Source organism: Bacillota bacterium, from assembly GCA_012727955.1.
GTDB lineage: Bacteria > Bacillota > Limnochordia > DTU087 > JAAYGB01 > JAAYGB01.
Window position 1 is genome coordinate 26,077 of record JAAYGB010000065.1, and the last position, 11,798, is coordinate 37,874.

Sequence of the window (11,798 nt, forward strand, 5' to 3'; positions counted from 1 at the left end):
GTCCTCACTGACTAGCGTCTTGGGAGGTAGTGTGTTGTGTTGAGGGAGCTGCACATCAGAGATTATGCACTGATTAAGCAGTTGGATCTTCAATTTGAGCGGGGCTTTACTGTATTGACCGGGGAGACGGGAGCCGGCAAGTCCATCATTCTCGATTGTCTCGGCTTGCTTCTGGGGCAAAGGGCCAGCGCGGAAGGGGTCCGCAGAGGAGCGGATCACGCCTTGGTGGAGGGTGGATTTGAGGTGGATCCCGAGAGCGAATTGGCTCGATTCCTCCGAGAAAGCGGTTTCGCGGAGGAGGACGGCTACCTGGTCATTTCCCGGGAAATTTCTCGTACTGGACGCAGTAAGTGCCGAATTAATGGCCGAATTGCCACCGTATCGATGTTAGGCGAAATCGCTCCTTACCTGGCGGAGATGCACGGACAACACGACAACCAAGTTTTGCTGAGGGCCAGCAGTCATATTCAATGGCTAGATCAGCTAGGTGGTGCCGAGCTGGCAAGTCTGAAGGCCGAGGTAGAGACCCGGTACTTTGAATTGGTGGAGAAGGAAAGGGCCCTTCGGGATATTCTCCATTCGGAGCGGGAGCGGGCTCAGCGGCTGGATCTGCTGCAATTTCAGTTTACCGAGATTGCCGAAGCTCAGCTGCGTCCCGGTGAGGATGAAGAGTTGGCGGAAAGGCGCCGAATCCTCCAGAATGTGGAGAAACTTAGGGGTGCCACCCAAGAGGCATATTTTCTGATGTCGGGCCGGGATATGGACACCTTAGGTATCCGGGATGCACTCTCCCAGGCAGTGGAACGAATTGCGGAAGCCAGTCGCTATGATGCCAGCTTGCAAAGCCTCCAGCAGAACCTGGAAACGGTTCTGTACAATGTAGAGGAGGCGATGATGACGCTGCGGGACTACCTGGAACAGGGTGAGGTAGACCCCGGTGAGCTGGATCGAGTCGAGGCGCGATACGCCCTGATTCAGCAGCTGCGGCGCAAGTACGGTGATACCGTGGAGGATATCCTTCAGTACCAGGGGGAAATTGGCGAGGAAATTACCCAACTAGAAAATGCAGACTCCTTGGCAGCGGAATTGGAGGAGGAAATCTCCCGGCTGAAGGCAGCCCTGGTTCCTCTGGTGTTGGACTTGTCGTCCCAGCGCCGGGAAGTAGCGGCCAACCTAGAGAAAAGGGTCCAGGAGGAACTGGCTTTCCTTAACATGGAGAAGGCAGTATTTGTGGTGGAGTTTGACCGCCACCGTCGGGAGCAGACCCTGGAAATCGATGGCGAGCAGGTGGGCGTCAGTGCCGATGGCATTGACAATGTGCAGTTTCTGATTTCCACTAACCCCGGCGAGGCGCCCCAACCCTTGACGAAGGTGGCCTCCGGGGGAGAGTTAGCTCGAGTGATGTTGGCTCTGAAGTCAATTCTCGCTCAAGTGGATTCCGTAGCCACTCTGGTTTTCGATGAAGTTGACACTGGCATTGGGGGAAAGGCAGCCTTGGCCGTGGCCCAGCGCTTGGCTCGTCTTGGGGCCTACAAACAGGTGCTCTGTGTCACCCATTTGCCCCAGGTGGCTGCCGGTGCCGCTCACCATTTTATGGTGGAAAAGCAGGTAAGCGAGGCCAATGTTACCACCGTGGGCGTTAACGAGCTGAATCCTGAACAACGTCTCGAAGAGCTCAGCCGAATGTTGGGCGGCCACCGCACCGAGGCCTCCCTGAGTCATGCTGCTGAACTAATGAATATGGGCCAACAATGGCGGAATTTGACGGTTTAGACAGACAAGTCTCTAATACAGACCCATAGGACCGGGAAAGCTACCAAGCAGATGCGATCTGTAAATTGCGGCGTTGCAGATCCTCTGCTTGGATTTTTTTAAGGAGTGAAGCCTATGGGTCGACGAATGAAAGGCTTGTTAATTGGTCTAGCCCTTATCCTTATTTTAGGTATCTCCCTATTAGCCAAGTCTATACTCTCCTTCCCTTCCTATATTCGCATTGTTCCCGAGCAAGAACATCTGTTCAAAGTCAGTCGCTGGCTAACCATGGCCCCCGTCGACGAGGGTGCCGGTGAATTTCTCTCAGTGTTGCAGGATGGTTTATCCATTAAAGCTTCAAAGTTAGGACCAATTCGACTCCAGCTATCACTGTTGGGTCTGGTGCCCTTGCGGGAAGTTGTAGTCGACGTGGTTTCGGAAACCCACGTTGTCCCTGGCGGACAGGCCATTGGAGTGTTATTGTCCTCGGGAGGCCTGATTGTTTCCCAAACGGTCCCAGTAATTGATGTCAATGGTGTAGAAAGATATCCTGCCCAGGCGGCAGGAATTCGCTACGGGGATATTGTCAGGAAGATCAATGGAATAGAAGTGAACGATCCCCATCAAGTGGGGGCGTTGGTCAATCGCTTTGCCCAAGGCAACCAAGGGATTTGGCTCGAGGTGCAGCGAGGAAGGCAGACACTGCGAGTGCCGGTGCAGCCAGTGAGGGTCAATCCCCGGACACCCCGACCGGGAGTCAGCAGTGAATACCTCATTGGTATTCTGCTGGAGGAGCCCACCGCGGGGGTAGGTACGGTAACCTTTGCCGATCCCGCAAGCGGTAAATTCGCGGCCCTGGGGCACAAAATCACTGACCGCTACAGTCGGACCCTGCCTGTGGAGGATGGTCGCATCGTTCGGGCTTATATCGATGGCATCCAGGTGGGAACCCGGGGTCAGCCCGGAGAGAAGATTGGTCGGTTTACTGGGCCCAAGGATGAAATTGGAGTTGTGCATAAAAACACGGAGTTCGGTATCTATGGGGTATTGACCCAGCCCAATGCCGTTTCCGGTCGGACGGTCCCAGTGGCCTTGGCCAGTGAGGTGACTACAGGGCCGGCGCAAATCCGGACGGTGCTATCGGGACACAAGGTAGAAACCTTTGATGTGGAGATCATCAAGGTGGTGCAGCAATCCCGTCCTGAATCCAAGGGATTAGTGGTTAAGATTGTGGATCCAAGGCTCTTGCAGCAAGCCGGAGGGATTGTGCAGGGCATGTCTGGCAGTCCCATTTTGCAACGGGGCAAGCTAGTGGGTGCCATCACCCATGTCTTCGTCAATGATCCCACCAAGGGATTTGGCATCCTAGCGGAGTGGATGATTTACGAGGCTGGGGTGGCTGGAACCAATGTTAAGGGTCATACTTGGAACCATCCGGGGGTGACTCCTCGGGTGGCAGCGGCCGGTGGCGCGACATTGCAATGGCGGTCAGTGGGAAAAGAGGGAAAGATAATCTGAAGACGAAGTGCTGTTTCGAAAGTTCTAGGCATTAAGTCCTAGAGAATTCCTGAACTACGGGGGTGAAGGAGGGGAGTTGGATTAGTACAGCAACGAAGAGCCTGCGGGTCGCTCTGGCGGGAGACTCCAAGTTTATCGCTGCTACCAAGGACAAGCTGAGGGATCTGCCAGACTTTGCCGTGATCGCCCATATCGATAATGGAATTGCGGCCAAAAAAGTATGTGTAGAACTGCGACCCGACGTGCTGATCTTGGAATTGATTTTACCTTATCTCGACGGGTTAGGTATCTTGCAGTGGATCAGAACTACGGATTTGCCTACCAAGGTTCTAGCTGTTGCCGATGAAGGGCAAGAATCATTGTTACGCCGTGCTCTGGAGCAGGGTGCCGATTATGTTATTCTCAAGCCCTTTGGCTTAGATGCACTGATTAAGCGGATTCAGATGGTGGTTACTCCTGAGGGCATGCCCAGCCTTCGCCTGAACAATAAATTGTACTTAGAAGAGCTGGTCCTTCAGGAAATGACCCGCCTCGGTGTACCACCGCATTTTAAGGGATATCGGTACCTGAAGGAAGCCATTGTTTTGGTCATTGAGGACCAGGAATTGCTGTTGGCGGTTACCAAGCGGTTATATCCAAAGGTGGCACAAAGGTACAATACCACCGGGAATAAGGTGGAGCGGGCGATTCGCCACGCCATCGAGACCACTTGGTCCCGGGGCAATCTAGAGGTATTAAACCGGGAGTTCGGTTACACAGTGGATAAGCGCAAGGGTAAACCCACAAATTCGTCCTTCATAGCTACCTTGGCCAACAAGATTCGTCTGGGTATCAAAGCTGGGTAGCAAGCAGGCATACCAATGACCACACTGGCAACAATAACGATGAAGGGGACCTATCGAAAGTATAGGCCCCTTCTGTGTTAATTGCTTGCCGGGGGGAATTCTGCCATGATCGTTGAAGGGGTGGCCAAGGCTGGAGCCAAGACCAAGGAGTTAGTCAAAGAGCTATCTCCCGGGGATATTGCCGTGATCGCTCATCCCGATCTTGATAATGTCGCCGCTCAGTCCTTGGTGGAAGCCAAAGTCAAGGCAGTTATTAACACTCAAGCCTCCATCACCGGAAGGTATCCCAATCTCGGTCCGTCCCAGCTCCTGAAGCACTCGGTTCCTTTGCTGGATGTCGAGTCCGAAGACCTGTTGACTTCCTTGGACGGGCGAAGAATCCGTATCGACTGCAGCTCCGGTGCGGTGGTCGACGTCGAGACGGAAGAGCTTCTCTGTCAAGGCAGGCTCCAAGATGAGGAGCTAATTAAAGAAAAGCTGAGCCAAGCCAGGGATAATCTCCAGGAAGAGGTAGAGCGTTTTATTGATAATACCTTGGACTATGCCCGACGGGAAAAGGATTTTGTCCTGGGAGCCGTGGAGATTCCCAAGCTGAAGACAGAGTTTGCCGGCCGGGACGTGGTCGTGGTGGTCCGGGGGCAAAACTACAAAGAGGATCTGGCTACAATCCTTTCCTATATAGAAGAGGTTGATCCGGTGCTGGTGGGAGTGGACGGCGGTGCCGATGCCCTGATGGATGTAGGACTGCAACCGGATCTGATCGTTGGTGATATGGATTCGGTCAGTGACGTCACTTTACGTTCAGGAGCAGAGCTGCTGGTCCATGCCTATCCCGATGGGAGAGCCCCGGGATTGGAGAGGCTGGGGCAGTTAGGGATAGAGGGCAAGACCATCAGCGCCCCGGGAACCAGTGAAGACATTGCTCTGTTGGTGGCCTATGAGCTGGGAGCCGAGCTAATTGTCGCGGTGGGAACTCACTCCAACATCATTGATTTCTTGGAAAAGGGACGGCCAGGCATGGCCAGCACATTCTTAGTCAGGTTGAAGGTTGGAAATATCCTGGTGGATGCCAAGGGAGTGAGTCGATTGTACCAAGGCCGCCCCGGAAAGAAATACGCCCTGCAGATCGCCGTTGCCGCGATTGCCCCCCTACTGCTCATCGCTTTGATGTCCCCGGTTATGCGGCAGTTTCTTCGCTTAATCGCAATGCAACTAAAGTTGTCTGTGGGTTGGTAGTCACATTGCGCCAAACTGTGAAAGGGGATACAAGGTGCTAGTAGACGGAAAGTACCACGTCGGCTCATTGGTAGCGGTATTCTTGGCTTTAGGTTTGGGAGTTCTCATCGGTGCTACTGCCTTTAAGGATGATACTTTAGTCAGTAAGCAGGAGGAGATCATTACTAGTCTTGAACAGCAGTTTGCTGAACTGGACTTGCAGCGGAAATCACTGCAGGAGCAGGTGGCGTCCCTGCAGGCCCGCAATGATCAATACGCGACCTTTGTGCAGCAGGCCAGGGAGTTTTTTATTGCCAACCAACTCAAGGGAAGAAGTATCGCGATAGTTGTTGCGGGACCGGAACTGGGCAAGGGCGAGGATGAGCTGGTGCAGCTCATCGAAGATGCCGGCGGCGAAGTATCGGGGATGTGGTACCCCACCGATGTATGGATTAGTGAGGCCTGGCCCTATCGCGAGGAAGCCATCGCCGCAACCGAAGAGTGGGGATGGCCGCCGGAACCCATCACTCGGCGATTGGGCCTTGGCCTGGCTCGACAGATTGTCTTTGGTCCCCAGGAGGATGTCATCAACCGGCTGCAGGACTGGCAGATGGTGGATGTGAGGAGATTGACGGGCAGGGCCAGCGATACGGTAATCTTTCTTGGGGGACAAAGGGCCTGGGAAGGAAGTAACCTCAGGATGCAGACAACCATCATCGACGGGGTTGATGAGCTAGGAGCTAAGGTGGTGGCGGTGAACAGAGATGGTTGGACTAGCTTACCACCGCAGCTGCAACAAAGGGATATTCCAGCCATTGATGAGCTCGGGGAACAGGTAGGGCAGGTTCGCCTGGTTCAAGCTCTGGGGCGCTCTCACCGCTCCAATGCCCATCAGGCCGGTGATGCCAGTTAATCCATGGGGAGGGAGACTAAGTGAAGCCACAGGTAACGGTGTTGATCCCGGCGTACAACGAAGGAGCTCGGATTGCCCGAACGGTGAAGGCAGCTGCCGCCATTCCCTTAGTCGATGAAGTGATTGTAGTCGACGACGGATCCAGCGACGATACCCAGACACAGGCTATTGCAGCGGGAGCCTTTGTGGTGGCCTTGAGCAAGAACATGGGAAAGGCTGGAGCCGTTACCAAGGGCCTGAACTACGTGTCGGGGGAGGTGGTAGTCCTTCTCGATGGTGATTTGACGGACTCGGCTCAGCTGGCCGACAAGTTGATCACTCCCATCCTACAGGGGGAGGCGGATCTGACGGTAGCTGCTTGGCCTCGAAGGGGAAGCAAGAGTGGATTTGGTTTGGTCGAAGGCTTTGCCCGAATTGCAGTGCGGCTGCTGGGGGGACAGAATATGGCCAGTCCCCTCTCGGGGCAGCGGGCAGCCCCGAGAGAGGTCTTGACCCAAGTAGCTGGTCTGGGTTCAGGATTTGGTCTGGAGGTGGCGATGACCATTCAAGCCCTGCGCTTGGGATACCGAGTACAGGAGGTTGAGATTGACTTTACCCACAACAAGACGGGAAGGAACGTGACGGGATTCCTCCATCGCTTCCGGCAGTTGACTCATATTTTCCAAACCCTGGTGCGCCTGATGGTTCAGCAAAATCCCGCCCCCAAGGTACCGGATCCAGCGCCCCGGCTTCCTTCACTGGTACAAGGCAACCAGTCAATGCCGCTGCCGCCGACCGCGGTGCATGAGGCTCGGGAAGCAGAGCAGAAGGAGGGACCCCCTTGCATCTAGCAGTGGCCTTGGCCCTTTCAGGGATCGTGACCTGGTTCGGGGCCCGGGGACTAACGGGACTGATGCATTCCGGTAAAGCCCTTGTAGCCAACTATAAGGGAAACCGGATTCCCACCGCGGTGGGCTTGTCCTTCCTCTTTGGCGGGATGACGGGAATCGCCTGGCTAATCCTGTGGGGAGAAGGGGAGCCCAGTCCCGGCTATGGTCTGATCATCGCGATGTTGGGTGCGGCCCTGTTGGGCTTATTGGATGACTTGATGGGGACCAGTGGGGTTAAGGGTCTTAAGGGGCATCTGACTTCGTGGTTAGGTGGCAATCTGACCACCGGGGCTTTAAAGGCCCTTGGTGGCGGGAGCCTTGCCCTGTTTGTTGCCAGGCTCCAACTGCACAGAGTAACGGAAAGGGGAATGCTTTTTCTAGCGGACTGGATGGTTAGTGCTGGAATGATTGCCCTGGCGATGAATCTCCTGAATTTGGCGGACCTGCGGCCGGGCCGAGCCGGCAAGGTCTTCCTGTTGTTGTCATTGATCGCTCTGGGATTGGTGCCCGGTGAGAGATTTGTCTGGCTTCTGCCGGTATTGTTTTCGGCGCTGGTCTACTTGCCGGGGGATCTACAGGGGCGATTCATGATGGGTGATACCGGATCCAACGTCTTGGGAATCGCGGTGGGCACGGTTCTGGCTTGGTGGATCCCCTGGCACTGGAAGCTAGTCATCACCCTTTCTTTGGTGGCCCTGCATCTCGCCGCGGAGCGGGTGTCCTTCAGCAAGGTGATTGCCCAAAACTCTGTGTTGCGCCGCATCGATGGGTGGGGCCGGCAAGACAACTAAGGTAGGAGATTGCTGCTGCCAGAGAGAAACCTGAAAGAGGCGGTGGAAGGGAAGGGGATTCTCGATGCAGCAGCGATACTCACCTACAGTTGACGAAGAAGTCTTGACAAAACTGCGGAGTCTGTTCTCGCCGGAGGGGGAGTTGGCAGCGCAGTTTTCGGACTGGGAGCATCGTCCGGGACAGCTGGTGATGGCTCAACAGGTTCTCCAGTGTTATCTTCAGGGCGGAACTACTTTGATCGAGGCGGGAACCGGGACCGGCAAGTCCTTGGCCTACTTAATCCCTGCCCTCTTGTGGTCTCAGCTCAGTGGAGAAAAGGTTATCATCTCCACCAATACCATTACCCTGCAAGAGCAGCTACTACATAATGATATCCCTTTGGCCCGCCGGGCATTGAATTGGGACTTTTCCGCCTGTTTGGTGAAGGGTTGGTCCAACTATGTTTGTTTGCTAAAACTGCGGCAAACGGGAACGGAGCTGGATCTATTCCAGCGGGAACAGATCACCCAATTGGATCGGATTTTGACTTGGGCAGAGGTCACCGAGGACGGTACCTTAGCGGATTTGGATTTTGCTCCCGACGAAGATATCTGGGAATCGGTCTGTGCGGAAAGCGACCTTTGTACCCGGGGACAATGCCCCTATTATTCCCGCTGCTTCTACTTCGCCGCGCGCCGGAAAATTAGAGATGCAACGGTTCTTTTGGTCAACCACCATCTGCTTTTCGCTGATTTGGCGGTGCGCCGAGTTCTGGGATTTGACACGGACCGAGCCATTCTACCTCGGTACTACCATGTAATTTTTGATGAAGCCCATCATCTAGAGGACGTGGCCACCAACTATCTAGGGGTGGAGCAGTCTTCCCTGGGTCTGACTAGGATGCTGCGTCGCATCCACCGCAGCGGGCGAAGGACGGGCAGCGGTGGTTTGGTTGGCCGTTTGCTTCGGCTTCTGGGCCAGGGAGCGGACGGAGAAGATGACCCTCTGGCGAGATTGCTCCAGTGGGAAATTCCCGCTACGGTGCGGCAGGTTCGGGAGCTGGGCCACGGGTTTTTCCAACAACTCCATCCCCTCTGTCTCCTGTCCGGTGAGGGCACCTTTGTTGTCGATGGTAGCTCGCCGACCAACCCAATCTACGATGAGACAGTTTTCGACGCCTATTCCCGGTTGCAGCAGGGCTTGGTGGCTTTGTCTCGCTATCTGAAGCAGGTAGTGGAGGAAGTGGATAGTCGCAAGGATGAGTGGGAAGAGGGTGAGACCCTTCATGCCCAGGCCAAAGCCCTAGCTAACCGAGTGGTGCAGTACCAGAAAAACCTGGAGTTTCTCTACAACGCTGATGCGGACAATTACGTCTTCTGGCTGGAAACCATGGGTCGGGGGCATCGCGTGGTGAGGTTCTGTGCCGCCCCCATCGTCGTGGCTCAACAGCTGCGGGAAAATCTCCTGCAGTATCTGGTCTCGGTGATTTGTACCTCGGCTACTTTGACCGCCGGGGGACGGTTTGATTACCTTATTGATTCCCTGGGCCTGGTGGCCAGCGAAGACATTCCGGCACCGGAACCCCTGACCACGGCCGTTATTGAGTCTCCCTATGACTACAAACAACAGGTGTTGTTGGGCCTGCCGCAAGACCTGCCGGAGCCGGGGAGCAGCAAGGTCGTTCCCGAGCTAACTTCCTTCTTACTAGATGTGTTGAACTACACCAAGGGGAAAACCTTTGTCTTATTTACCTCCCATCGGATGTTGGAGGAGGTGGCCCAGCGGCTGCGGGGGCTGGCCAAGGGTTTGGGAATATCTCTGTTGTGTCAAGGTCAGGCTCCCCGTAGGGCTTTACTGGAGGAGTTTACTTCCGGTGAACCGGCAGTGCTTCTAGGTACCGACAGTTTCTGGGAAGGGGTTGATGTTCCCGGAGATGCGCTCTCCTGTGTAGTGATTGTTAAGCTTCCCTTCAAGGTTCCAACGGAACCGGTGACGGAAGCTAGGATTGAGGCGATGGAGAGGCAGGGACGAAACTCCTTTCGGGAGTATGTACTTCCCCATGCGGTGATTAAGTTAAAACAGGGATTTGGCCGGCTGGTACGGACTAAGACCGATCGAGGTGTGGTACTGATTTGTGATCCTCGCATCATGACCAAAGCCTACGGGCGGGTGTTTATCCAGTCATTGCCGGAGTGTACCTTGATTCAGGGATCCCGCAGCGAAGTGATGGATGGGGTCAGGCGCTGGATCTAGTTAGGTATAGGCCAGGCTTCATCTGAATAGAGATAGACCAGATCTAGGCTCAGCTTGGAGGTGAGAGCTTGCATCTGGTCATTTCTTTACGCGGCTTTGGCAGGAAGGTTCTGGCAGTGGTCGCGATTCTTGCCGTTATTGTCGGGATCCATCTCCTCACTGACGGAGCAGTGAGGGTAGTCAGTACCTTGATAGCCTCTCGCTTGGTACCAATTTACAAAGTCGATCGCCCCGACAAAGTGCTCTCCATTTCCTTCGATGCCATGTGGGGAACGGAGTACACTGACGAGATACTGGATATTCTCGATCGATATCAGGTGAAGACCACTTTTTTCCTCGGTGGCAACTGGGTACAGCAGTTTCCCGACTATGTTGTCAAGATCCGAGAACGGGGACACGAAATCGGCAATCACTCCTATTCCCATCCCCATATGGCCAGCCTCAGCAGAAGTCAAATGCGCAAAGAAATTGAGCTTAATCACGAAAATATCAAGCGCTTAATCAATGAAGATCCAATTCTGTTTCGACCTCCCTTTGGAGAATACAATAACGCCCTGGTGGAAACATGCTTTGAGCTTGGGTACTATCCCATTCAATGGAGCATAGATTCCCTCGACTGGAAGGACGTGAGCGCCGATTATATTGTCAATCGGGTGATGGCCAACGCCGGTCCCGGCGAAATAGTGTTGCTGCACAACAACGGAACCAATACCGCCAAGGCGGTGGCCCAGTTCATCCCCATGCTCCAGAAGCAGGGCTACCGGATTGTGCCTATTTCTGAACTGATCTACAAAGAAGACTACTACATCGAAGGCCATTCCGGAATCCAGAAGTCAACTAAACCCCCGGATCAGCTCAGGCAACAGGAAGGGGGGAGTGCTTCTTGAAGGGTCGGTACGTATCCTTTGTGGTGACCAAGGGGCAATTTCTCCGGGCAGGCCTGATGGTATTCCTTTTGGTGGTGGTGGCTACAGCTCCCCTGTGGGTTAAGGCTGGGGCCCGTCTGCTCACCGGAGTGGAACCGGGGGTAACCTTAGCCGGAGTTCCCGTGGGGGGCAAGCTGGAGCGGGAAGTGAAGGAACTCGTTGAAGAATTAGCCATGGCAGCGATGTTCTTACCCAAGGACGCGGCCATTGAACCAACCACCGGAGAAGTGATTCCCGATACCTCCGGTCGCTATGTTGATGTGATGGCTACCGTCGGGAAGGTAATGACCGCGCCTGCGGGAGCAAAAATAGATCTGGTTGCCCTCGAGGTGGCAGCTACACTGTCTAAAGAAGCCCTGCAGCCCATCTACCAGGGCCCGACGGATAGTAAGCAGATGGCCTTCACCGTTAACGTCGATTGGGGTCAAGAAGTCCTTCCCGGGATGTTGGAGTTGTTTGCCGACAGGAATGTTAAGGTGACCTTTTTCCTGACGGGACGATGGGCCGAGAAGTTCCCCGAGGACGCCGCGAAGTTAGCAGCGGCAGGACATGAAATCGCTAACCATGGTCTTAAGCATGATCATCCCAAACAACTGTCGGACTGGGATTTGACCCGACTGATTGTCGAAAATGAGAAGGTCCTCCGTTCCATTACCGGTGAGGCGGCAAAGCTTTTTGCTCCCCCCTATGGGGAAGTTGATGCCAGGATTACCAAGATCGCGGCACAGAATGGTTA

Annotated in this window: 10 protein-coding genes; all 10 read left to right on the forward strand. The window is 54.7% G+C overall.

Annotated features, from left to right (window positions below):
* Nucleotides 1-36 precede the first annotated feature (36 nt).
* The gene (recN, locus tag GX030_10540) at nucleotides 37-1,773 is read left to right on the forward strand and encodes a DNA repair protein RecN (GenBank protein ID NLV92810.1); all 1,737 of its coding nucleotides are present in this window, start codon (nucleotides 37-39) and stop codon (nucleotides 1,771-1,773) included.
* Nucleotides 1,774-1,887: 114 nt separating this feature from the next.
* Nucleotides 1,888-3,270: a SpoIVB peptidase gene (gene spoIVB, locus GX030_10545; protein ID NLV92811.1), complete on the forward strand. Its 1,383-nt coding sequence runs from the start codon at nucleotides 1,888-1,890 to the stop codon at nucleotides 3,268-3,270.
* Between the two features lie 62 nt (nucleotides 3,271-3,332).
* Complete coding sequence (gene spo0A, locus GX030_10550) at nucleotides 3,333-4,115, forward strand: sporulation transcription factor Spo0A (GenBank protein NLV92812.1); 783 nt, start codon at nucleotides 3,333-3,335, stop codon at nucleotides 4,113-4,115.
* 105 nt (nucleotides 4,116-4,220) lie between these two features.
* The gene (locus tag GX030_10555) at nucleotides 4,221-5,351 is read left to right on the forward strand and encodes a hypothetical protein (protein NLV92813.1); all 1,131 of its coding nucleotides are present in this window, start codon (nucleotides 4,221-4,223) and stop codon (nucleotides 5,349-5,351) included.
* 34 nt (nucleotides 5,352-5,385) lie between these two features.
* A complete protein-coding gene (locus GX030_10560; GenBank protein NLV92814.1) occupies nucleotides 5,386-6,243 on the forward strand; it encodes a copper transporter in 858 nt (285 codons plus the stop codon).
* Between the two features lie 20 nt (nucleotides 6,244-6,263).
* Nucleotides 6,264-7,073 (forward strand): glycosyltransferase family 2 protein, encoded by an 810-nt coding sequence (locus GX030_10565; GenBank protein NLV92815.1) that lies wholly within the window; start codon nucleotides 6,264-6,266, stop codon nucleotides 7,071-7,073.
* Entirely contained in the window at nucleotides 7,064-7,903 is an 840-nt protein-coding gene (locus GX030_10570) for a hypothetical protein (protein NLV92816.1), read from the forward strand. Before GX030_10565 ends, GX030_10570 begins: the two co-directional genes overlap by 10 nt.
* A gap of 64 nt (nucleotides 7,904-7,967) precedes the next feature.
* Complete coding sequence (locus tag GX030_10575) at nucleotides 7,968-10,136, forward strand: ATP-dependent DNA helicase (protein ID NLV92817.1); 2,169 nt, start codon at nucleotides 7,968-7,970, stop codon at nucleotides 10,134-10,136.
* An 80-nt stretch (nucleotides 10,137-10,216) separates the two neighbouring features.
* Entirely contained in the window at nucleotides 10,217-11,023 is an 807-nt protein-coding gene (locus GX030_10580) for a polysaccharide deacetylase family protein (protein ID NLV92818.1), read from the forward strand.
* Nucleotides 11,020-11,798: polysaccharide deacetylase family protein (locus tag GX030_10585; protein ID NLV92819.1), on the forward strand; the 779-nt coding region annotated here is incomplete at its 3' end. The genes GX030_10580 and GX030_10585, both read left to right, overlap by 4 nt.

What these genes read in the sequence shown, in the direction of transcription:
- GX030_10575 (NLV92817.1), top strand. Translation starts at nt 7,968, where the DNA reads ATGCAGCAGCGATACTCACCTACAGTTGACGAAGAAGTCTTGACAAAA.
- spoIVB (NLV92811.1), top strand. Translation starts at nt 1,888, where the DNA reads ATGGGTCGACGAATGAAAGGCTTGTTAATTGGTCTAGCCCTTATCCTT.
- GX030_10555 (NLV92813.1), top strand. Translation starts at nt 4,221, where the DNA reads ATGATCGTTGAAGGGGTGGCCAAGGCTGGAGCCAAGACCAAGGAGTTA.